The organism is Kroppenstedtia sanguinis, assembly GCF_050433445.1.
In the GTDB taxonomy this organism is placed as follows: Bacteria; Bacillota; Bacilli; order Thermoactinomycetales; family DSM-45169; genus Kroppenstedtia; species Kroppenstedtia sanguinis.
In genome coordinates this window covers 82,094-105,165 of sequence record NZ_JBNPXF010000010.1, presented here as the reverse complement: position 1 = coordinate 105,165, position 23,072 = coordinate 82,094, and the positions used below count along the sequence as shown (strand labels likewise).

Annotated in this window: 25 protein-coding genes and 1 riboswitch; of the genes, 1 reads left to right on the top strand and 24 read right to left on the bottom strand. The window is 50.8% G+C overall.

Annotation, left to right across the window (positions count from 1 at the left end):
* The coding region (locus tag JOD24_RS08290; protein WP_429246728.1) for an IS3 family transposase at window positions 1-164 on the top strand (164 nt) is incomplete at its 5' end.
* A gap of 62 nt (window positions 165-226) precedes the next feature.
* On the opposite strand, the gene JOD24_RS08285 is transcribed toward JOD24_RS08290, so the two are convergent.
* From JOD24_RS08285 to spoIIAA, 24 genes are all read right to left on the bottom strand, one after another.
* Window positions 227-2,017, bottom strand: coding sequence for an ATP-binding protein (locus JOD24_RS08285; RefSeq protein WP_429246723.1), 1,791 nt, complete (start codon window positions 2,015-2,017; stop codon window positions 227-229).
* The gene (locus JOD24_RS08280; protein ID WP_488168470.1) at window positions 2,014-2,730 is read right to left on the bottom strand and encodes a response regulator transcription factor; all 717 of its coding nucleotides are present in this window, start codon (window positions 2,728-2,730) and stop codon (window positions 2,014-2,016) included. The genes JOD24_RS08285 and JOD24_RS08280 overlap by 4 nt, the downstream gene beginning before the upstream one ends.
* Window positions 2,731-3,046: 316 nt before the next feature.
* Window positions 3,047-4,249: a c-type cytochrome biogenesis protein CcsB gene (gene ccsB, locus JOD24_RS08275; protein ID WP_380166108.1), complete on the bottom strand. Its 1,203-nt coding sequence runs from the start codon at window positions 4,247-4,249 to the stop codon at window positions 3,047-3,049.
* A 2-nt stretch (window positions 4,250-4,251) separates the two neighbouring features.
* Window positions 4,252-5,847 carry a cytochrome c biogenesis protein ResB gene (gene resB / locus JOD24_RS08270; protein WP_429246722.1) on the bottom strand — a complete coding sequence of 532 codons (1,596 nt, stop codon included), beginning with the start codon at window positions 5,845-5,847 and terminating at the stop codon, window positions 4,252-4,254.
* A 223-nt stretch (window positions 5,848-6,070) separates the two neighbouring features.
* On the bottom strand, window positions 6,071-6,781 hold the full coding sequence (locus JOD24_RS08265) for a pseudouridine synthase (protein WP_380166112.1): 711 nt from the start codon (window positions 6,779-6,781) through the stop codon (window positions 6,071-6,073).
* A gap of 142 nt (window positions 6,782-6,923) precedes the next feature.
* Entirely contained in the window at window positions 6,924-7,460 is a 537-nt protein-coding gene (locus JOD24_RS08260; RefSeq protein WP_380166114.1) for a spore maturation protein, read from the bottom strand.
* A 79-nt stretch (window positions 7,461-7,539) separates the two neighbouring features.
* On the bottom strand, window positions 7,540-8,124 hold the full coding sequence (locus JOD24_RS08255; protein WP_380166116.1) for a nucleoside recognition domain-containing protein: 585 nt from the start codon (window positions 8,122-8,124) through the stop codon (window positions 7,540-7,542).
* Window positions 8,125-8,126: 2 nt separating this feature from the next.
* Complete coding sequence (locus tag JOD24_RS08250; protein WP_380166118.1) at window positions 8,127-9,269, bottom strand: D-alanyl-D-alanine carboxypeptidase family protein; 1,143 nt, start codon at window positions 9,267-9,269, stop codon at window positions 8,127-8,129.
* Window positions 9,270-9,382: 113 nt separating this feature from the next.
* Complete coding sequence (ytfJ, locus tag JOD24_RS08245; RefSeq protein WP_429246721.1) at window positions 9,383-9,832, bottom strand: GerW family sporulation protein; 450 nt, start codon at window positions 9,830-9,832, stop codon at window positions 9,383-9,385.
* Window positions 9,805-10,488 carry a DUF2953 domain-containing protein gene (locus JOD24_RS08240; protein ID WP_380166122.1) on the bottom strand — a complete coding sequence of 228 codons (684 nt, stop codon included), beginning with the start codon at window positions 10,486-10,488 and terminating at the stop codon, window positions 9,805-9,807. The genes ytfJ and JOD24_RS08240 overlap by 28 nt, the downstream gene beginning before the upstream one ends.
* Window positions 10,489-10,599: 111 nt before the next feature.
* Window positions 10,600-11,232, bottom strand: coding sequence for an SMC-Scp complex subunit ScpB (gene scpB, locus JOD24_RS08235; RefSeq protein ID WP_429246720.1), 633 nt, complete (start codon window positions 11,230-11,232; stop codon window positions 10,600-10,602).
* Window positions 11,216-12,007, bottom strand: a complete 792-nt coding sequence (locus JOD24_RS08230) for a segregation and condensation protein A (protein ID WP_429246727.1) — start codon at window positions 12,005-12,007, stop codon at window positions 11,216-11,218. The genes scpB and JOD24_RS08230 overlap by 17 nt, the downstream gene beginning before the upstream one ends.
* 44 nt (window positions 12,008-12,051) lie before the next feature.
* Window positions 12,052-12,519, bottom strand: coding sequence for a 6,7-dimethyl-8-ribityllumazine synthase (gene ribH, locus JOD24_RS08225; protein WP_429246719.1), 468 nt, complete (start codon window positions 12,517-12,519; stop codon window positions 12,052-12,054).
* Window positions 12,520-12,590: 71 nt separating this feature from the next.
* Window positions 12,591-13,790 (bottom strand): bifunctional 3,4-dihydroxy-2-butanone-4-phosphate synthase/GTP cyclohydrolase II, encoded by a 1,200-nt coding sequence (locus JOD24_RS08220; RefSeq protein ID WP_429246718.1) that lies wholly within the window; start codon window positions 13,788-13,790, stop codon window positions 12,591-12,593.
* On the bottom strand, window positions 13,777-14,418 hold the full coding sequence (locus tag JOD24_RS08215) for a riboflavin synthase (protein WP_429246717.1): 642 nt from the start codon (window positions 14,416-14,418) through the stop codon (window positions 13,777-13,779). The genes JOD24_RS08220 and JOD24_RS08215 overlap by 14 nt, the downstream gene beginning before the upstream one ends.
* A gap of 20 nt (window positions 14,419-14,438) precedes the next feature.
* On the bottom strand, window positions 14,439-15,539 hold the full coding sequence (ribD, locus tag JOD24_RS08210; RefSeq protein WP_429246726.1) for a bifunctional diaminohydroxyphosphoribosylaminopyrimidine deaminase/5-amino-6-(5-phosphoribosylamino)uracil reductase RibD: 1,101 nt from the start codon (window positions 15,537-15,539) through the stop codon (window positions 14,439-14,441).
* A gap of 183 nt (window positions 15,540-15,722) precedes the next feature.
* Window positions 15,723-15,860: riboswitch (FMN riboswitch) on the bottom strand.
* Between the two features lie 66 nt (window positions 15,861-15,926).
* A complete protein-coding gene (locus tag JOD24_RS08205; protein ID WP_429246716.1) occupies window positions 15,927-16,883 on the bottom strand; it encodes a COX15/CtaA family protein in 957 nt (318 codons plus the stop codon).
* A gap of 140 nt (window positions 16,884-17,023) precedes the next feature.
* Entirely contained in the window at window positions 17,024-18,094 is a 1,071-nt protein-coding gene (locus JOD24_RS08200; protein ID WP_380166188.1) for a murein hydrolase activator EnvC family protein, read from the bottom strand.
* A 239-nt stretch (window positions 18,095-18,333) separates the two neighbouring features.
* Window positions 18,334-19,656 (bottom strand): diaminopimelate decarboxylase, encoded by a 1,323-nt coding sequence (gene lysA / locus JOD24_RS08195; protein ID WP_380166134.1) that lies wholly within the window; start codon window positions 19,654-19,656, stop codon window positions 18,334-18,336.
* Window positions 19,657-20,239: 583 nt separating this feature from the next.
* Window positions 20,240-20,665, bottom strand: a complete 426-nt coding sequence (locus tag JOD24_RS08190; RefSeq protein WP_380166138.1) for a stage V sporulation protein AB — start codon at window positions 20,663-20,665, stop codon at window positions 20,240-20,242.
* Window positions 20,649-21,275, bottom strand: coding sequence for a stage V sporulation protein AA (locus JOD24_RS08185; RefSeq protein WP_380166140.1), 627 nt, complete (start codon window positions 21,273-21,275; stop codon window positions 20,649-20,651). The genes JOD24_RS08190 and JOD24_RS08185 overlap by 17 nt, the downstream gene beginning before the upstream one ends.
* An 83-nt stretch (window positions 21,276-21,358) precedes the next feature.
* On the bottom strand, window positions 21,359-22,126 hold the full coding sequence (sigF, locus tag JOD24_RS08180) for an RNA polymerase sporulation sigma factor SigF (protein WP_380166142.1): 768 nt from the start codon (window positions 22,124-22,126) through the stop codon (window positions 21,359-21,361).
* Window positions 22,127-22,134: 8 nt separating this feature from the next.
* Window positions 22,135-22,590, bottom strand: a complete 456-nt coding sequence (gene spoIIAB, locus JOD24_RS08175) for an anti-sigma F factor (protein ID WP_380166144.1) — start codon at window positions 22,588-22,590, stop codon at window positions 22,135-22,137.
* The gene (gene spoIIAA / locus JOD24_RS08170; RefSeq protein WP_380166146.1) at window positions 22,587-22,940 is read right to left on the bottom strand and encodes an anti-sigma F factor antagonist; all 354 of its coding nucleotides are present in this window, start codon (window positions 22,938-22,940) and stop codon (window positions 22,587-22,589) included. The genes spoIIAB and spoIIAA overlap by 4 nt, the downstream gene beginning before the upstream one ends.
* Between the last annotated feature and the right edge of the window lie 132 nt (window positions 22,941-23,072).

Genomic DNA, 23,072 nt, shown 5'->3' with positions numbered 1-23,072 from the left:
TCTCCCATCTGAAAACAGAGAAGATTCACCTTATACGCCCAAAGACCTTTGAGGAAGCCTACACAGCCGTCGAGGAATACATCACCTTCTACAACAAAGAGCGTTTCCAGAAAAAATTGGGCGACCTTTCCCCTGTAGAGCATCGGGAAAAAATCGCCGCATAACCGTTCTTTTTTTCATTGTCTACTTGACAGGGTCAAGACCATTGCTCAGGGACGTTTTTTGATCATGATGTCTTTTTCTCCATAGGCGTTTTCATAGGTAATTGCACCGTAAAGCGGGTACCCTTTCCTTCTATGCTCTTGACGCTGACCGAGCCAGCATGGGCCTCAACGATATGTTTGGCAATCGCCAACCCCAGTCCGGTCCCTCCCTGTCCTCTGGTCCGCGCTTTGTCCGCCTTGTAGAAGCGTTCAAAGATGAAAGGGAGATCTTCTTGTGGAATGCCACTGCCGGTATCTTCCACAATCAGTTGAACCCCCTTCTCAGCAGGCATCGCTCTCAGTGTGACCCGGCCTCCTTCCGGTGTGTGCCGGATGGCATTGTCCACCAGATTGGTCAACACCTGCTCCACCTTATCCTCATCCCATTGAACAGGGTCCATCCCGTCGGGAAGATCCACCTGCAGAGCCACTTTTTCTTCTTTGGAGATCGCCTGGAACTTACGATGCACCCGTCGAATCATAGCCAAAACATCCATCGTCGAGGGCTCGAGCCGGATATACCCAGCCTCCATCCGAGCCAGATCCAGCAGTTCTCCTACCAGACGACCCATGCGGAGGGATTCATCGTGGATCACTCGGGTAATCTCCCGTTGGTCCTCCGGTGAAGCGGCAATATCGTCCATCAGAGCCTCACTATACCCTTGCAACATCGATAATGGAGTTCTCAATTCATGGGAGACATTGGCCACAAAATCCTTCCGCAGTTTATCCATCCTTCGCTCTTCGGTCACATCCCGCAATACCGCCACCGCTCCCCGGATCTCCTCCGGACTAGCATACAGAGGGGCCATCACCAGCGCCCAGCTACTTCCATGTACATCGATGTCCCCGAAAACCTCTTTCTCCCCTTCGAGAACCTGACGGAAAAACTGCTCCAATGGTGAGGGCCATGCCGAATCCCCTTTTGTTTTCCGCCAATCGGACAAAAATCTCTCCGCTGGAGGATTGGTCATAATCACGTGTCCCTTGGCATCCAGAGTGATCACTCCGTCCGCCATGCTACGGAGGATACTGGCCAGTTGCTCCTTTTCCCTGGACAAAGCCTGAATCGATTCTTCCAACTGACCTGCCATCCGGTTGAAGGTTACCGCTAGATCGCCGATCTCATCCCGCTCATGAGAACGAACAGGAACCCGAGCTGAGAACTCTCCTCGAGCCATACGTTCTGCCCCCCGCTTCATCTGGATTAGAGGCTGTGTGATTCGACTCGACAGAAAGAAAGCAAAGATCGTCGTTAAAAAAATACCGATCAAAACGGAATAAAGGATCACTTTCTTGATCTCGTTTTCCGATAACTGGCCTTGGGTGCGATACATCACCACCGCGCCGGTCACCTTTTCCCCTTTTTTCAGAGGAAGAGCCACCAACATCACTTCATCTTTAAACAGAGAACCCTGGTCACCGACAATCACTCGTGTTCGCAGGGAGACGGGTTCCCCGCGAAACACCTTGTCAATCTCCGTCTGTTCCAGGATGTCCCGCCATGGCATATCGGGAACTTTGGGGGAGGTTAGTGACTTCACGGAACCGTCCGGATCGAGAAGGATGGTGTAAGTCTCATTCAACTCCGCCACTTTCAAAACCGAGCGCAGATACCCCTCTTGACTCTCCTTCTCCGGTCCCTGCAAAGTGTCTTGAACCTCCCGGACCAGGGCATTCATGTTATTTAATTCCGCTTCGTAATACGTAGACAAAATCTGCCCCGTCATAAAAAAAGTAAGAATCAGGAGAACCAAAGTGACCAACGCGATGATGGTCAACCACAACTTCCCGACCACACTACGCCAGATCAATCTTTGGGCACCTCAAGCTTGTAACCGACCCCCCAAACCGTATGAATCATGGCGGCTGCTTGGGAAGAAGCCCGGTTCAATTTTTCCCGCAATCGCTTGATATGGGTATCCACGGTCCGCAGATCACCGAAAAACTCATAGTTCCAGACGTCCCGCAACAACTCTTCCCGCGAAAACACTTTATCTGGGGAAGTCGCCAGATAATGGAGAAGCTCATACTCCTTTGGAGTTAGGGACACTTCCCTCCCACCCGCCCGCACTTCATGAGCGTCGTGATCAATGGTTAACTCGGGAAAAACAATCACATTGTGGGTCTCCGTCTCCGTAGACAGAAAAGCCGTTGCCGAAGAACGCCGGAGAACCGCCTTCACCCGGTGTACCAGTTCCCGTGGGCTGAAGGGCTTGACCACATAATCATCCGCCCCCACCTCAAAACCTTCCACCCGGTTGGTCTCCTCTCCCCGAGCTGTCAGCATAATCACCGGGGTCGACTTTTTATTCCGTAGCTCCCGGCATACGTCCACACCATCCATACCAGGCAACATCAAATCGAGTAAAATCAAATCATAATCGATTTCCATCCCTTTTTTCAGGGCCATCTCACCGTCTTCCGCTTCATCGATCCAGTAGCCTTCCCGTTCTAGGTACATGCGAAGCAGACGGCGGATCCGGTCTTCATCATCCACAACTAAAATACGTTCCTGCTTTTTCACCTGATTCACCTCACAGGGCCAATCAACTGGGTTCCTTCTCTATAGAATACCATATCCGCACGGATAAAAAGGGAGCTCTATAGAGGATGGACCTCGCTCTTGATTGAGCTTATACAAAATCCTTCCACATTCATCTTAGCAAACCATTTCATCCTGCGTCAGTTCTGTGTGGGATTGTTTACAAATTTGTTAGCAATACGAGTCCAATCCCTTCTGATCAACTCCTCCCTTTCACAGGCTGAGAATTCTTCTCCATTATGCCCCAACGGAAAACCCGATGATGCAAATGCAACCACCGGGTCCACCTTCTCTGGGATCAAGCATAGGAGTGAAGACCAGCGAACACCAGATTGATCGCGATCAGGTTAAACATAATGACCGCAAATCCGCCCACCGCCAGCCAGGAGGATTTCAACCCAATCCATCCCCGAGACAATCGAAGATGAAGATAACCGCTGTAATAGAGCCAAGTGATCAGAGCCCAGGTTTCTTTGGGATCCCAACCCCAGAACCGCCCCCAGGCTTCATGGGCCCAAATCATAGCAAAAACAAGACCGCCCAGGGTAAAGATCGGAAATCCGATGGCAATCGCCCGGTAGCTGATTTCGTCTACCTTCTCCAGATCCAGGTTTCTCACCAACGGGTACAACAATTCATAGACCCGTTTCCGGAACAGTAGCCTCAACACCGCATACAAGACCAGTCCAGAGAGAACCGACCACAGCACAGAGTTAAACTTTTTGGCCGCCTCTTCCCCCTTCATCCAGGAAGGAGCTTCAAACAGTGGGTTGTTCATGCCGAGGAAGGAGTCCATCTGGACAACCTTACCGTTATGGGGACCTGCAATCGGCGGCAAGTCATACTCCTGAACCAGCGGCTGCCCTTCTACCGAATGCTGGATGGTTGCTTCATAGTCTGTGGCCGAAAAGAGAAAGGTTGTGATGACAAAGCCTGCCACCATCAGAATCGTAACCATAATCACTTCCAACCAGATCGCCGTCTTGCTCTTCCGATTCATCCCCACCCAGCGGATAAGGTAGATCAAAGCCGCGACGAAACCGACTGCCAAAGCGCCTTGGCCCACTGCCACCGTGGTGACATGGATATGCAACCAGTTACTCTGCAAAGCCGGAATCAAAGGCTCCACGTCTTTGGGGAAGACCGCCGCATAAGCCACCATCAACATGGCGATCGGCATAGCGAAGGCTCCGAGGGTCACACTTCGATAGAGGAAAAAAAGCACGATAAACACAGCCACGATCGTAAAGCAAAGAAATGCCGTAAATTCAAACATGTTGCTGGTAAAGTGCCCCCCCAACAACACTCGAGTCACAATAAACACCAGATGGAGAGCTACCCCGATGATAGTCAGGATAATCCCCCAGTTACCCCAGGTTCGCGTGTGAGCCTCTTTACCCACCCGCGAAGCCTTTCCGGTCACTGCCGTCACAAAAGCGATGGTAGCGAACAGATAGAAGATAAAAGCCCCCAGGAGAGCATATTCCATCACTTGCACCATGTTCAATCAACCTCCTGACGTCGATCGGGACTGAAAGACAACGGCAGATCCGTTTTTTCCGTAGCCTGCTCCAACTCCCGCCTCAGACCGAACCAATTCTTGTTTGTATGGGCTCCGACGTGGAGGTATCCATCCTGCCAGCGGATCCACACCCTGCGATGGTTCCAGAAAAATCCCATCACTAGACCGATCATGGAGATGATCCCTCCCAGGAATATGATCGGCAGCCCTTTGTCCACCCGGACCATCAATCCGGAGACATTGGCAGTCTCCAAACCTTTCAATTCCATGGTGTATCGATTTTTCTGGTTGATATCATCCAGATTGGTCCCAGAGATCACCCAGGAGACCTCCGGCTTTTTCAAATCCGGAGCGTCCACGGAAAAGATGAAGGCGGGACGGTTGGGAGTCTCCGAGCGGGTCGCGGGACGGTTCCCCTCCATCACAAAATCCGGAAAATAGTCGAGAATTTCAATATGGAGCCCGTTCTTCAGTTGATATTTTTGTGCCGGATCAAACAGGTTCACCTGAAACGTATCCAGATTTCGCTTTTCTTTCTTATCCTTCACATTCAGCTGGATCGCCTGGGTTTCCGTCTTAAAATCCGATTGGACAAGCTCCAGCTCCTCGTATTTGAAAGAATGATTGACTATGGCCGATCCTCGCTTCAGCTCATGGAGTTTGCCCGTCTCCGGGTCCCTTTCATAGAGGGTGAGACGCGTTTCATACTTTTTCACCATCGGTTGCCCTTTGTCTGACTTAGGCATCTCCTCCGGGTCATAAAACTCTGCCGTCGCCTTCTCATTTTTGACATAGTAGTTCAGCTCCGGCAATTTTTTCGTCTCCCCTTCCCGGACATATAGAAATTCATCCATATACCATCCAGGGACAGCATGCCGCAGAAGGATTCCCACCAAGAACAGAATCAGACCGATGTGGTTGATATAAGGGCCCCACCGGCTGAACCTGCCTTTCTCCGCCAGGATGGAACTTCCTTCCCGACGAATCCGGTAATGCTTCTGACTTAAACTTTCCGCCAATTGATCCAGAAGAGTCTCCTCGCTCGACTCAGGTGCAGCTTCTGTTCGGCTCACCCGTTGTCGATCGATAAACCGGATATTTTTGACCACTTTTTGTTGAGTCAACGCTTTATATAGGGGGACCACCCGATCCAGACTACAAACCACCAAGGAAATGCCGATACTGGCTAACAAAGCGATATAGACAGGAGACTCATATAAATTGGATAAGCCCAGCCGGTAGAACACATCTCCCCAGAAGCCATAGGTCTCGGCATAATAAACCTCGGGCCGATTGGACGGTATGTACTGCTCCTGAGGTAACAACGTTCCCAGAATGGAGACAACCAAGGTAATCAAAATCAGCCAGATCGCCACCTTGACCGAAGAGAAAAAATTCCATATCCGATCCAAAAGCGTGGTCTTCTGGGTCTGGGATCGCCGGGCTTTCCCCTCATAACGCATCTCCAAGGGACGGTCGGAATCTCCCTGTTCATCCAACGGTTTCCCGCAGTGCTCACACAAAACCGTACCGACGGGGTTGTTGTGTCCGCAATCACACTTGGTATTTTTAACCATCTATTCCACCCCCCGTTTCGGAAACCACTCGCTTTTTTTCAAATCCATGTCATGGCCATGAACCGCCATGAAGCCTCACAGGTGCCAAGGAGACTGGTGGTTGCACCTGCAGGTGACACCACAGGAAGCAATAACGAATCAACATGCCTACCCATGTTTATTATAACGCCGCCATCTCCCTTAATCAGGTGCCGGATTGAATATTGTTTGAAAGCTGACGCTGTTACAGAAGTTCTTTCAGCCCTTGGACTTCTGCTCTGCTCAACTCTCGATGTTCCCCCGGTTGCAGACCGGACAGCGTAAGGAATGCCAGTTGGACACGAACCAAGTGTACCACAGGATGACCCACCGCCTCACACATTCGTCTCACCTGTCGGTTTCTTCCTTCATGGAGGGTTATCTCCAGACAAGCCTGTCCTTTCTCCCTCCTCAACATGCGAACTTTGGCAGGAGCCGTCCAGCCGTCGGACAGTTTCACCCCCGTCTCCAAACGGAGGAGGGATTTTTTGGCAGGGGTCCCCTCCACCGTCACTTGGTAAATCTTGTCCACTTCATGGCGGGGGTGAACCAACCCATGGGCCAACTCTCCATCGTTGGTCAGCAGAAGGAGCCCCTCTGTGTCGTAATCCAGACGTCCCACGGGATATACCCTCTCATCCACATCGCGAAACCAGTCCACCACCACCGGACGCCCCTCGGGGTCGGACAAACTGGTGATCACCCCCCTCGGTTTGTAAAAGATAAAATAGCGCTTCTGCTCCGATTGGATCAGACGGCCCTCCACTTCGATCCGATCCCGCTCGGGATCCACCCGGGTTCCCAGTTGCGTCACCGTCTCCCCGTTCACCCGAACTTTCCCGCTGAGAATCCATTCTTCGCTCTTCCGCCGGGAGGCAACCCCTGCCCGGGCCATCACTTTTTGCAACCGTTCCATGTTTTCACCTCATTGAACATCTTATCCATCTCATGACTCAATCACAAGCCGGAGGGTAAGAGTTACATTCAGACATAAAAAAAACGCACTTTGGAGTGTGCGTAAGGTTCACCGATGATAGATCTGGAAAGGGAGCACCCTCTCACATTCCAAAGACCCAAGTCACGATCAACCAGGAGGCCACCAGTCCGCACAGATCGGCAAACAGACCCACTTTCACCGCATAAAGAGAACGACGAATACCCACTGCGCCAAAATAGACCGTCAATACATACAACGTGGTGTCCGTACTTCCCTGCATGGTGGAAGCCAGACGCCCCAGATAGGAATCCGGACCGTGAGTGCGAAAGATACTCTCAGCAAAGGCCAAGGAACCGGACCCCGAAATCGGCCGCAACAGACCAAGCGGGAGTGCCTCTTCTGGAAAACCGATCCATGCGACCAGGGGTTTAAGAAACCCGAGATAGAACTGAAGGGCTCCCGTCTCTCTGAAAATAGATACCGCCACCATCATCCCGACCAAGTGAGGAATCAGCTGAATCGCAGTGGGAAACCCTTCCTTGGCCCCTTCGACAAAACTTTCGTAGACAGGAATTTTACGATAAGTGGCATAGAGAGGGATAAAGGCTAGGATGGCGGGAATCATGATTTTTGACAAAAATGAGACTGCTTCCAGCATCCCAACCCCTCCTCTAATCGGATAAACGTGTTTATGCGAACAGGGATTATACTATCAAACCTAGCGCTCCCTGATCCCACTATTCCTTCGCAATCCGGGCCCGATACCAACGATCCAACAGAATGGCTACCACAGTGGAACAACAGGTGGCAAAAATCGTCGTCCCGATGATTTCCGTGGGGTATGCTGAACCATGTTCCATCCGGAGTCCGATGATCGTCGTCGGAATCAAAGTCAGACTGGATGTATTTAAGGCCAAAAAGGTACACATGGCCGGAGAAGCAGTCTTCGGATCTGGATTCAACTTCTGCAATTCCTCCATCGCCTTCAGCCCCATGGGAGTGGCGGCGTTACCCAAGCCGAAGAGGTTGGCACTCATATTGGACAGAATATACCCCATAGCAGGGTGATCCTGGGGGACTCCCGGAAATAAAAACCGGGCTGCAGGCCCCAGCAGGCGGGCCAGCTTTTCCAAAAGCCCCGCTTCCTGAGCGATCCGCATCATCCCCAACCAGAAGACGAGGATACTGACCAAACCGAGACAGACTGCCACTCCATCTTTCGCACCTTTCAACGCCGCCTCAGTCACCAGGTCCACATTTCCTTGAATCACACCAGCCACGACACCACTCACAATCATAAACAACCAGATGTAGTTGACCAATCCTATCCCTCCCCCTCGTAGATGGAAGCCAACACCGTAAACCAATCCCCCCACACCGTCTCTTCACTTTCACCTTGAGTGATCAAAGGGATCGAACCGACGGGCTTTCCCTCCACGAAAATCCGGGCGGTTCCCACACGAATTCCTGCCACCCTCGCCTTTTTCAAGGGATAGGTGATCATGGGGCGCACTTCCACCTGAGTCTGCTCCTTCTCCAGTAAAGGATAGGTAAAGGAACGGGAGGCCACAATTTCTAAGGAATCTCTCTCTTTTTGCCCAGAGGAGAATTTTTTCCCTTTTTTAACTAATTGCACTGGTTGAAACTGACGAAACCCATATTCCAACAATTTCATGGAGTCTTCCCAGTCATCGGGAGCATTTAGCGTCACCGTGGCGATCTGTCTTCCCTCCCTCGTAGCCGAGGAGACCAACGTGCGCCTGGACAACTTGGTGAAACCGGTTTTCACGCCATCCCCGCCCGGATAAAGACGGAGCATTTTGTTTTTGTTGTACCATTTTCGATGCCATTCTTCGCCCGGCCAGGGTAGAGTTTTCACCTGGGTGGAAACTATTTTCCGGAATACGGGATTTTTAAGAGCATAGGCGGTCAACCGGGCTAGATCCCCAGCTGAAGAATAGTGCTCCTTTGCATCCAGCCCATGGGGATTTTGGAAATGAGTCTTCTCCAATCCCAAATACTCCGCTTTTTCATTCATTTTGTAAACAAACCCTTCCACCGATCCGCCGATATGCTCTGCGATTGCCACTGCCGCATCGTTTCCTGAACGCAACATCAAACCATACAATAAATGTTCCAGTGGAATTTCTTCTCCCGGTTTGAGATAGATAGAGGATCCCTCTACACCCACCGCTCCCGGCTTCACCTTCACTTTTTCTGTTAAATCACCGTCTTCAATAGCTACAATTGCAGTCATAATCTTGGTCAGACTGGCAATTCGCATCTGTTGCCCGGCATTTTTCTCATACAGGATACGTCCGGACTGGACATCGATCATAGCCGCAGCCTGCGCACTCACTGCACTTAATTCCACGGGATCCAACCGACGGGAAGCCCAGGATTCCGCAGGGAGGAACACCAGGACACATCCGATCCACATGGAGAACAACCATCGTGTCAACCGCATTGATCCTCCACCTCAGGCTTGTTTTCTAAATTTATATGCCGATAGGACAGGGTTATGAAAAGTGAACCAAAAAACACCGACCCTGATCTGCGGGACGGTGTTGGGAGCAAATTTCAAATGTCGGTTTTCGGTATCTCACAAGATTTCGTTTCCCCTTGGGTCCATTTCTGCAATTTCTCCACCACACTGGGGGCCAGATCTAACAGCCGGTCCAACAGATGGGTGGAGCCTTCCATATTCAACATCCGGATTCCTGTTTCCGAGACCACTAAAAATCCCACTGGGGTGATGGAGACTCCGCCTCCGCTACCTCCGCCAAAAGGCAAGTCAGGAGAGTCCCCTCCTTTTTTCCCCGCTCCCTCTTTCTTTTCCGATGGTTCCGACTCAATCCCTTTAAATTCGCTCCCACCGGCGGCAAAGCCAAATCCCACCCGAGATACCGGGATAATGATGCTTCCATCGGGTGTTTCAACCGGCTCACCCACGATCGTATTGACATCCACCATCTCTTTGATATTTTCCATCGCAGTGGTCATCAAACCTTGAATCGGGTGTTCTGCCAACTCCCTTCACCCCCTTTTTGATTCTGCAACAAACCTACGAGCAGGTGAATGACAGCAAGGATAGCATGTCCGATTCGAAACCGAAATATACTCTCTAAACAGGTCTCGATCCGTTCGCTGTTAAACCGGGGTTGCACCTCAATTTGGGGAGCTTTCTCCCAGCGAATATGGGAACCAACGAACCCGATCAACGTGTATTTTACTCCCCAGATCATTCCCGTCACTATTCCCGTCGACGCTGCATCCCCTGTCCCAATCCATGTCTCCCACTCCAACCGCTCACACACCACCCGGCTCATAAACCGGCGACCTGTCTCCATCAAGGTCGCATTCAACTGCAAGATGCGCCGTTGGAGCCGAACAAATCTACGCCGCATATTCAAGATTTTTCTCCAGGTAACTCTCGTCTTTTGGCGTCGAGGTTCCCTCCCGGGTAGATTGCCTTTTTCTTCGGACTGGAGGTTGACTCCCGATTTCTGCCACTTAAGGGAGGGAACTTGGATCCGAAACCGGATCCATCCGAAAAAAAGCCGAAAGTGCAGCTCCAGATGATCCTTTTCTGCCTTTCTTCGATAGATCAGATGAATCCGGACGGATGTGAACGGAAACAGGATCAAGACGATCAGGATCACTGCCGAGATGATCCACCAGACCAACACTACCACCACCCGACACCAATATCTTCCAATGATGATAGTATCGGCTCTCTGTCTGCAATTCATACAAAAAACCGCGGGCTTTCCCGCGGCTCTTTTCGCAAAAACCGATCAACTATCCCGGTTTGAAACTTCAGCCACCTCTGCTTCTGCGTCGGAAGCGGGCGAATCTTCATCTGAGGGAGTATTCACCCCCAGACGTTCGTATAATTCCTGTCGCTCCCGTTCCCACTCGGCCCACTCAAAGATCGAATCCGCCGGGGGCAGCTCATCCAAGCTGCGCAACCCGAAATACTCCAAAAATTCCCGGGTGGTGCCATACAGGATCGGTCGACCCGCTCCTTCCGCCCTCCCCACGTCGCGGATCAATCCCTTCCGTTTCAGATAATGGATCACTTTTTCACTTTTTACTCCACGAACCTCTTCCACCTCAGCCCGGATGATCGGCTGACGGTAAGCGATCACTGCCAATGTCTCCAGAGCCGCCCGGGAAATCTGAGAACGAGAAGGGGATTTGGCAAGACGTTCGAAATACTCCCGGTGCTCCGGCAGTGTGGTAAGCTGATAGACTTGCGCCACTTCAACCAATTGGATCCCCCGCCCTTGTTCTTTCCATTCCTGAGCCATCTCTTTCAAGATCCGACGAAGTGTACGTTTATCCGTTTCCGTCACCTCGGCGATCTCCGCCACCCGGAGCCCGTCTTCCCCGGCAACAAAGAGAAGACCCTCAATAATGGACTTCAACCGTTGATCCTCCAGAAGCTTCTCCTCCTTCCGCCGCTACTAAAGCTTCGATTTGGATTTCATCAAACAGCTCGCTCTGGCGAACCCGAATCCGTTTCAACTTCAACAATTCAAGCAAGGCCAAAAAAGTCGTGATCACCCGCTCTCGGGTGATCACCTCCCAATGGAGCAATTCCGAAAAAAAGAGGGATCCTTCCTGACGAGTGAGAAAATCATCAATTTCATCCATCCGGTCACTCACCGAAATCTCTTCCCGCGTCATTTTAGTCGGTTCCTCTTCCCTAACTTCCTCCTCCCGCTTGTGGATCACATCGACAAAGTGCTGCAATAGTTCGTCTGGGGTGATCCCTTCCAAGGGGTTTTCATCTGGGGTATACTCTGTTAGATCCATCGGCATCCGGGTGTAAACCTGGCTCCGGTCCGCTTCCCGCTCACGCAGGACATCGGCCAGGCGTTTATACCGTTTATACTCCAACAACCGCTGAACCAACTCTTCCCGCGGGTCCATCCCCTCTTCATCCTCCAGGACATCAGATAGATCGGCAGGTTCCGCCCGAGGAAGCAACATCCTGCTTTTAATGGCCAGCAGTGTGGCCGCCATCACCAGGAATTCGCTGGCCGACTCCAACTCAAAAACTTGCATCGCCGTCAAAGACTCCATATACTGATCCGTGATCCGGGCGATGGGAATCTCACACACATCCAGTTCCGATTTATCGATCAGATGGAGGAGGAGGTCTAAAGGCCCCTCAAACATATCCAGCTTGACTTTCATTTCCAATCATGGACCCCTCCCTTCACTGCCCTTTCTTTCCCTACCTATGTCAGAGCCTTTTGCAAATTGGCGGTTTCAATGGCTGTTATCGCCGCATCCCATCCTTTATTTCCCGCCTTGGTACCGGCCCGCTCGATCGCCTGCTCGATGGTGTCCACCGTTAAAATCCCAAAGACCACAGGGAGGCCATGTTTGGTAGCAGCAGCTCCGATCCCTTTCGCCGCTTCAGAACAGACATAATCGAAATGGGGTGTAGAGCCCCGGATTACTGCGCCCAGGCAGATGATGGCATCATATCTGCCTGAAGCCGCCATTTGATCAGCGATCAAAGGGATTTCAAAGGCTCCTGGAACCCAGGCCACATCAATCGCCTCTCCCTTGGCCCCATGACGAGATAATGCACGTTCAGCCCCCTCCAGCAATCTGGAAGTGATCAAGTCATTAAAACGTGCCACTACCACTCCGAAACGCAGATCGTCTGCAATCAGGTTTCCTTCAAAAATTCTCCCCATGCTGGAAAAACTCCTTTTCTCGAGGATGTGATTAATTCATATGGATGGAGACAAGGGATCTTCACTTTTGCTCACAGGTGGAGCCTATGGCCCAACTTGTTCTTTTTGGTCCGCAAATAATGTTCATTATCTGGCTGGGGGGGCATTTCGATGGGCAACACTTCCGTCACCTCAAGCCCATAACCTTTTAAACCTGTGATTTTGCGGGGGTTGTTAGTCAACAGACGCATCTTCTTCACCCCGAGATCGCGCAGGATCTGAGCCCCGATCCCATACTCACGCAAGTCAGGCCGAAAACCTAGCTTTAGATTGGCTTCGACGGTGTCCAACCCCTCTTCTTGTAACTTATAAGCCTTCAATTTATTGAGAAGACCGATCCCGCGTCCTTCCTGACGCATATAGAGAAGGATGCCTCTCCCCTCTTCTTCAATCTGTCTCAAAGCGGCATGTAGCTGGGGACCACAGTCACAGCGATGAGACCCAAATACGTCTCCTGTGAGGCATTCTGAGTGCACCCGGACCATCACCGGCTGATCGGCATCGATCTCCCCTTTGACCAAGGCAATATGTTCTTTTTCATCCACATCATTTCGATATCCATAAGCGATAAACTCACCAAACTCCGTAGGAAGTCGGGTGGAAACCACTCGCTCCACCCATTTTTCCTTGTGGTTGCGATAGTGGATTAAGTCCTGGATGGTGATCATTTTAAGTTGATGTGCCTCGGCAATCTCCATCAAATCCGGCACACGAGCCATATGACCGTCTTCCTTGATCACTTCACAAATCACCGCAGCCGGGGCGGCACCGCACAGACGGGCCAAATCCACCCCCGCTTCCGTATGGCCTGCACGACGGAGTACTCCTCCCTTTTTGGCAATCAAGGGAAAGATATGGCCGGGGCGGCGAAAATCACCTGCCCCTGCCTCTGGATGGATCAAAGCCTTTACTGTCGCTGAACGTTCATGGGCGGAGATTCCTGTGGTATTGGAAACATGGTCGACAGAAACAGTGAAAGCCGTACCGTAGGTATCTGTGTTCCGGCGAACCATTAAGGGAAGATCCAACTCCCGAGCCCTATCCTCTGTGATCGGGGCGCAGACCAGTCCCCTGCCGTGGGTGATCATAAAATTGATCACCTCGGGAGTCGCCTTTTCGGCAAGGGCCATAAAATCCCCTTCATTCTCCCGATCTTCGTCATCAACCACGATGATGACTCCCCCCTGCATCAACTCATAAATGGCATCTTCGATCAGATCAAAATCGCGCATCTGCCTCCGCCTCCTGCCATTTTGCCCTTGCAGACGCCTCATTTGTCGTGGCCCATTTGGCTGCATATTTACCAATCATGTCACACTCGATATTTACGGAATCTCCCGCCCTCGCCTCTTTTAATTGGGTCGACCGCAAAGTGTGGGGAATAATGGAGACCGTAAAAGCTTCCGGTTCCACCGTCACAATCGTCAAACTGATTCCGTTAACTGCCACTGACCCTTGATCCACCATCCACTGGGTCAACTCAGGGGGAACCCCGATCCGAAACAGCACCGCATTTTCCCGGGAAGTGCAAAGAAGAATGCGTCCCATTCCGTCCACATGTCCTTGTACAAAATGGCCTCCCAACCGGTCCCCCACCCGCAATGCCCGCTCCAAATTGACCGGACTGCCGAGGGCGAGATGATTCAGGTTGGACCGATTCATCGTCTCCGGCATCACATCGGTCCAAAACTGATGAGAATCAAAACCGACCACCGTCAGACAGACACCGTTCACAGCGATACTGTCCCCTACCCGAACTCCCTCCAACACCTGTTTACAGGAGATAGTCAGGCGCATCCCCTCCCCCCTACGATCCAAGGAGCCAATGCGGCCCACCTCTTCCACCAACCCGGCAAACATAAAGCATCCCTTCCTTTCCATCAAGGCTTGCGGGGAATTCCAGTGACACAAATATCCTGGCCAAAGAGATCCACAGATACATCTTCCAGTGAGAGAGCTTCTTTCATTTGCGCCACCGGTGCCCCCTCGACAGCAGTCAGGCTGTCTCGGCCCCCTAAAATCTTGGGTGCAATGAAAAACATCACCCGGTTTACCCACCCTTCTCGCAACAGCGATGCGTTTAATTCCCCACCGCTCTCCGTCAGTACTGAGACGATCCCTTCTTGACCTAAACGGCGAAAAACCGATGCCAGCTTCACCTGCGAGCCCGCCCCTGTTCGAAATACACGTATCCCCTGAGCTGTCAAGGCCGCTTCTCGTCCGGGATCCGCCTCGTCGGTACAAAACACCCAAGTAAAAGCAGACTTCACCTCTGCCAACGGACTGTTCAAGGGAATGCGGAGCTGGCTGTCCACCACGACCCGCAGGGGATTTTTACCGCCTCCCGGCAACCGGACCGTCAGCTGCGGCCGATCGTGCCAAGCGGTCCCGGAGCCGATCAGAACCGCATCATGTTGATGACGCAGCCGATGCACCTCTTCCCTGGATGCTTCCCCTGTCACCCAACGGCTGTCTCCGGCAGAGGTGGCCGTCTTTCCGTCGAGGGTGACGGCTGCTTTCAAGGTGACGAAGGGAAATCCTGTGCGACGATGGTGAAAATAGGCCTCATTCAATCGGATGCATCGATCCGCAAGCACCTCGGTCTTTACCGACAAACCGGCTTCCCGGAGCCGTTGCACACCTCTTCCCGACACCAACGGGTCTGGATCGGTGCTTCCCACTACCACCTGTCTCACTCCCGAGGCGATTAATCGCTCGGTGCAGGGGGGAGTCCGCCCCTCATGATTACATGGTTCAAGAGTGACATAAAGAGTGCTCCCCTCCGCCGCCTTCCCTGCTTGTTCCAGGGCATGCACCTCCGCATGAGGGGTCCCCGCTTTCAAATGGGCCCCGGCGCCCAACAATTGGCCGTCCTTCACCACCACAGCTCCCACAAGGGGATTGGGAGACGTCTGTCCACGGGTCGCCTCCGCCAAGCGAAGTGCCAACTCCATCCACCGTTCCTCTTCTGTCCAATTCATGCTCAAGGAGACTCCCCCCTGAAGTCAAATAAAAAAAGCCCTTTCCATCAGGGCTTTTTGAAAACAGGGAAACAGGATATGAAAACACCGGAATACCCTCGGTTTCAACTTAAAAACCGATTTTTTGCAGGCAGCGGCCACAGCAAAACATCACCACTGCCACAATAGGCACCCGTGTTCCCCTTCATCCTTCTCCCATCCAGACTTTAACTGTCGGCCCCGGAGTTTCACCGGATCCACCGCAATCGCGGGTCACGGACTGAGGAGGGAGACCCCTCCATCACCGTCGGTCGGGAATTTCACCCCGCCCCGAAGGATGTAAAACAGCATTCAATTGAGTGATGCGTTTACAGTATAGCATACCCAATCCAGTATGGCGATATCACATCATGGAGTTAAGGGATCGCGATTCCCTTTCGGAAGCGAAGAAGCTTGGTTTCCCTTCCAGGGCAGACCCACTTGCATACAAAGATAACAGATCACAGAAAAGAAGAGACAGATCAAAGTCGCATGGACGAGAGCCACCATCAATTCCAGCTTGGTCAAAACGATTGCACCGCCGGTCAACACTTGAAGAAAGGTCAAAATAACAGACCAGCGTGCCCCCCGGTTTAAATCCTTCCGCTGGGGATATTTTTTCCTGACCACCCACCATAACCAAATCGTAAACAGGAACAACAGACCGGCAAACAGGCGGTGAGTCAATTGTACTCCCACTTGACTGAACAGATCCGGTACCCAGCTATTTCCGCACAAAGGCCAGTCGGCACAACCCAAACTGGAACCTGTATGCCGGACATAGGCACCGGTATAGACGACCACATAGGTATAAACGGCCAAGCCCCATATTCCATATTTCAACCCTGGGGACACAGACGAAGCACTGCTACTTCGGGAAGATCCCTGACGATTTATCCGGGTCAGAACCAACGCCAGCAGGAGTATACTGGCAAAGGACAAGAGGGAAATGCCGAAGTGAAGAGCCAACACAGCATCTGACTGTCCCCAAATCACTGCTGCCGCTCCGAGCAGACCCTGCAAAAGGATAAAAAACACACTGTTAAATGCTAAGAACTTGACAGTAAAGTTTTTTTTGTACAAAATCCAAGCTCCGACTGAGGCTACCACAACGATCAAACCGACCAGTCCAGAAACAATCCGGTGACTATATTCAATCCACAACTCCAGAGTATGGTAGCTGGGTAAAATTTCGCCGTGACAGAAGGGCCAGGTGTTCCCACATCCGTCTTCGGAACCGGTCTTGGTTACCAATGCCCCCATCAAGACAATCAGCAAAGTTCCCGCCGCTCCCAGAATAGACATTCCCCGAATCGATCGATTCATTGGGAGTACCTCCTCTCTCTGTATACCTTTTGACATCCATCATTCTACCACACTCCCGGTATTTCTATAGCTTCGAGCCGTTAACAGGCACAAATTCTCCATACTTCAAAAACCCCCTTCCGAATGGAAGAGGGCAGGTTTCATTGCAAATATTTATGGGGATTTACATAGTTACCGGGGCGTCCTTCATGCACTTCAAAATGAAGATGAGGACCTGTGGAACGTCCGTTGTTTCCGATCGAGGCGATCCGTTGTCCCTTTTTCACCACACTCCCCACAGACACCTTGGATTGCCAGGAATACATGTGGGCGTAGAGACTGAAAATACCGCCACCATGATCGATCATGATATAGTAACCATAACCGCAACTGCAACTTTGAGCACGGATCACCCGTCCGTTAGCAGCCGCATAAATTGGGGAGCCTTGACCGTTTGCAAAATCGATCCCTGTATGGAACTCACTTCCGCGATATCCATAACCGGATGAGATATGACCTCCTGCCGGACGACTCAGAGGACCCTGAAAAGAAAAAGAGCCCGCCTTCAAGTGCTCCAAATTCAATTCAGACAGTTCCTTCCGGTAATCCCCCTCTTCATGCTTCAGAGAACTCAGTTTATCTTGGTTCTTCTCCATCAAGGCTACCATTTTATCATACTCTTTTTTCGCTTCTTGTGCTTTTTTCTCTACTTTTTTCCTGGACTCTTTCACCTCTTTGTCCGCTTTCTCCGCCTTTTCCTTTCGATCGTAATACTTTTTCACTTCTCCGTAATTCTGTTTGAGGATCAGGCGGAGAATTTCATATCTGGCCAAGAATTCCCCGAAAGATTTCGACTCCAGTAGAACCTGCATCTGATTGGTTCCACTGTGGACATACATGGAACGGACACTCGTTTTATATTTATCATCATATTTGTCCAGTTCCTTTTCGGCTTTCTTCAAAATCTTCTCTTTCTTTCTCTCCTCTGTCTTCGCTTTCTCCAGTTCCTGCTCCAGGGAGCTCAAATCCTTTTTGTAGTCATCAATTTCTTTTTTCAGTTCTGCAATCTCTTTTTCTTTTTGAGTTTGGCTTTTCTCGACATCATCCAACTTCTTTTCCAACTCGGACTTCTTGTCTGCATGAACAAGATTCGTCGGCCAAATGGAGAAGGCTAGACCCAAAGATGTCACCACAACGACTGCTGTCCTCTTCCACCCACCTTCGCCGATCATCCTCAAAACAGGGATCACCCTTTCCACCATATAAATCCGGTGTTTTTATTCAAACGCCAGACATCCTGCAGATGTTTTCCAAAGGGAAACCCATCTTCCTATAAATCAGATCCATTTCAAAAAATAGTATACTAATGCTCCTGATCCTGTTCAATATGAAAGAGATGAGATTTGCTAAAAAGCCTCCTGATGCAGGAGGCAAATAGTTCATAGATCCTATTGTGGTCATCCCAATGGCATCAACGATACTCCAGTTTCCCCATTCTTCCGGGAATCTGGTCATTTCGAATCAGATCCTCCAACGTCTCCCGACGCACCACTTCCAAAGCTTCCCCTTCCCGGACAAAAACCACCGCTGGGCGACGGAGCCGGTTGTAGTTATTCGCCATCGAATAATTGTAAGCCCCGGTACAACTCACGGCCAGCAGGTCACCAGTTTTTACTGAAGGCAAGGGAACATCCCAAATCAACATATCCCCAGATTCGCAAAGCTTTCCCGCAATCGATACTGTCTCGGTGGGCTCTTCTTCTGCCCGATTGGCCAAGGAAGCCTCATAGGAAGCATGATACAGCGCCGGGCGGGGGTTGTCATTCATTCCTCCATCCACAGCGACATACTTGCGTAGACCAGGAATCTCCTTCACCGTGCCCACTCGATATAAAGTGGTGCCAGCCTCTCCCACAATGCTTCGTCCAGGTTCCAACCAGATTTGTGGAAGATCCTCATTGGCAAATCCCTTGCGCACCTCTTCAGCAATAGCTGCAATATAGTGATCTACCGGCATTGGATGATCCTTTTCGTTATACCCGATCCCAAATCCACCGCCCAAATTGAGGATCCTCGTCCGAAATCCCAGGGCTTGTCGGCACTCAGCAGCCAGTGCAGCCATTTTCCTAACCGCCAAGCGAAATCCATCAGATTCAAAAATCTGGGAACCAATATGGCAATGGAACCCTTCTGGCTCCAATCCTTCCGCTGTTAAACATTGTTTTAGGGCTTCGTGAACCTGGCCGCTTTCCAAATCGAAACCGAACTTGGAGTCTTCCTGCCCAGTTTGGATATAGTGATGGGTATGAGCTTCCACTCCGGGAGTGGTTCGCAAGATTACCTTCGCCCGGCGCCCCCGATCCTGGGCCAGCTGATTCAGCAACGTCAGCTCCGTAAAATTATCAACCACAAACCGGCCAATCCCTGCATCCAGTGCCATCACAAGTTCATCTAACGTTTTATTGTTACCGTGGAAATAGATTCGCTCTGGAGGAAAGCCCGCCTGTAATGCAGTATAAAGTTCTCCGTCAGAAACCACATCTAAATAAAGGCCCTCTTCTGCCACTAATCGGCACATCGCCAATGTACTGAAGGCCTTGCTGGCATAGGCCACCCGATAGGAAAGTCCCGTCCTTTCAAAAGCTTCCACAAAGGAGCGGACCTGTCGTCGGATCATCATTTCATCCATTACATACAGGGGCGTGCCAAAACGGTGGGATAATTCCACCGTATCACATCCCCCGATCTCTAAATGTCCTTGTTCATTGATGCGACTAGTTCCACGCAGTTTCATCCCTTCCGCTCCTCTCCAACTCGGGCGTGTCTGGTTCTAGGTCGAGCCGGTCAGGATGGGGTTTCACCTTCGGCGCCAAAGTTCTTGCGAACCAAAGTGATTCCATGTAAACCCCCCCTTTATGGCTATAAAACTTGAATGAATGAACCTACAGCGCCCGAAACATCAATAGCCAGTTCAGGGAAGAGCAATTCCCGACCATCGACATCTCTCCCCTTATTCTGTGGCTAAATTTAGACCAGATTACCACATTACAAATTCCATGCCAAGAGCGCGGAAGGGGTGACTTCGCAGATAAAATGCTTAGGATCCAATTGCTGAAATTCAATTTCCGACAACCTTTAAACCTCTAAAGTCAAGGCATTGATTAATTAAAAAAATGAGTGGCGGAAGGGAGTCATGTACTGCCAAAGCGACCTTTGTACCTTCACAGGCACTACAATTTGAAACGAAATCATGGTTTATACTTCCTTGTTGGATGGCATTGGAGCGTGGGTGAACACGATCTCCCCCACCTAAATTATAGCTAATCAACACGCCTAATTTTTTTGTATCGGCGTCAAGATGGATAGAACTCCCTGTTTCAATCAGAGACAAAGACGATCCACTGGAACAAGGACCCCACCACTTTTCCCAATACCATCGCCAACAATAAACAGAAAACCTTGGACTCCATTCCGATCCGCTTGGCAAGGATCGGCAAAACATTGACCACCTCAGTCAATGCCCCCGCCAACAGCCCGATAAAAACACCTGACAATAATCCGATCGCCACCGTGCTGATTGGAGGCAAAAAGACCGCCCATTCCCGAAAATCCATCCAGGTGAATACGACAGCTCCCAGAACAAAGGCGATCTCATACAGACGGACCTGCTGCCGGCTGTCGGTGAGAACCGTCAGCCGCGGAACGATATCCAATACGGTCAAAAACGCAACCAAACCGCCCCCTACTACAACTCCTCCAGCCAATCCGATGAAAACCAGTGCCAAATCAACCAGAAGGAACATGGGAACGTTTTTGTCCTTTCGTTTTCTCATGATCGATCACATATTGATCGATACTCTCCTGATACATAAAAACCTCCAGTTCCAAGGGACTGGGTTCCTCGTTAAACTTCCTTTTGAAGAGGTGATTAAAAAACAATACCATGCCCAGACCCATCCCCAAAGAATACGGGATTTGCAGAATCAGCGGCCGGGAATGGTGCCTTCCAGTCATGAGATAATAGATCCGTTCATGAACCTCTTTCATACTGACATCCGCATGGAAATTCATAATGGCCAGTCCCGCCCCGACAAACATCAACAGCCAGACTGCTGCCACCGCGATCCAGCGGGGCTGCGGACCGTTTTTCTTCAATTCGATCAAGACTTGTGGATGTCCCACCGTCCGAATATCTAAATCAGGAAATTCCCCTTGGATGATGCGAACCACATCCATCAGTTCCACTACGGCCCGATTTCCTTCTTCTGGGCCAAACCGACTGATGGGAAGACTTTCGATCTGTTCCCGATCTGACTCTGCCAACACTTGGGAGACATCCCCTACCCGCAGGATTTGTCCGTGTCGAGCCAGTATTCTTTTTTTCATCTGTATAAACACTTGCCTGGCACTCATGGCGCTCCCTCCCCTCAGGTAGTATGTAACCGGTCCCGGCTCCCCATACAAAAAAGCACCCTCTTAGGGTGCTTCCCTTTTTTTCAAACCTCACCGTCGTCGATGGCATCTCGCATGCGGCGAATAATCTTTTTCTCCAAACGGGAGACCTGAACCTGAGAAATCCCCAGCCGTTGTGCCACTTCCGACTGAGTCTGATCTTTGAAGAAGCGGAGATATACGATCAAACGCTCTCTCTCTTCCAACTGGCGGATCGCCTCTTTTAAAGCCATGCGATCAAACCAGCCCTCTCCCTCCTCTTCATCAGCTATCTGATCCATCAAGGTGATCGGATCCCCGTCATTCTCATAGACCGTCTCATGGATGGAAGTAGGCATGCGGTTTGCCTCCTGGGCAAACACAATTTCCTCCGGCGTCACCTCCATCTCTTCAGACAGCTCCTGGATGGTCGGAGAACGGCCCAATCCTTTCGTCATCTCATCCTTCACCTTGCGAATCCGATTGGACAGTTCCTTGAGGGAGCGGCTCACCTTCACCATGCCGTCATCTCGCAGAAATCGTTGAATCTCTCCGATAATCATCGGTACCGCATAAGTGGAAAACTTCACATCATAAGTGAGATCAAATTTGTCCACGGCTTTCAGGAGACCGATACAACCGATTTGAAAGAGATCTTCCGCTTCATAACCCCGGTTCAGAAAACGTTGCACCACAGACCACACGAGCCGGATGTTATGCTGAACCAGTCGATCCCGTGCCTCCGTATCCCCTTTTTGGCTTTTTTGAATCAGCTCTTTCACTTCATTGTCCGACAGGTGCTTATGGCGGGAATTGCGCACATCAGATTCCATGGCCGCCCTCAGTTTCCAACAGCCTGGCGGTGGGTTTTTAAATCTTTCACCATACGTACGCTCGTTCCCTTGCCCGCACCGGAGATAACCTCCACTTGGTCCATAAAGTTTTCCATGATGGTAAATCCCATCCCTGAACGTTCCAGTTCCGGCTTGGTAGTGAAGAGAGGTTGACGTGCCCTGTCCACATCTGCCATACCTACTCCTTGATCCTCGATCTGAATGCTGATCCGACTCCCATCGATTTCAGTTCGGATCGTGATCTCACCGTCGGTCCTCTCCTCGTAACCATGAATAATCGCATTGGTGACCGCTTCCGAAACCACCGTTTTTATATCGGTCAGCTCTTCCATTGTTGGATCCAGTTGGGAAACAAAAGAGGCTACCGCCACCCTGGCGAAAGATTCGTTCTCTGAACGGCTAGCAAACTTCATCTCCATGAAATTGGTATGTACTAAATTCATGATGCCACCCCACAGACATTGAGAGCTGTTTGCTCATCTTCGTAAAAGGGAAGGATTTTCATCATTCCCGACAATTCAAACAAACGGAACATCGAAGGCTGAACGGCACAAAGAACCATTTTTCCACCCATTTCAGAGATTCTACGATAACGACCCAGGATCACTCCCAGTCCTGAGCTGTCCATAAAGGTTAGTTTGGATAAGTTTAAAACCATATGTCCGTGGATTCCTTTGGACCATTCTTGGTCGATCCGTTCTCGTACCTCTGCAGCTGAATGATGATCCAACTCTCCATCCAGACGCACGACAAGTACGTCCCGTTGTTGCGAAATCTCTACGTGTAAGCTCATTTCTCTTCCCCCTGTCGTTCTGTAAAAATCCGGTTTCTCTCCACTTCTACGATTTCAAAAGGGGTTCCTCCCTTATGACAAAAATAGAGAAAAACCGGGAAAGACCGACAAGACCAATTCCGCCCGTTCGGA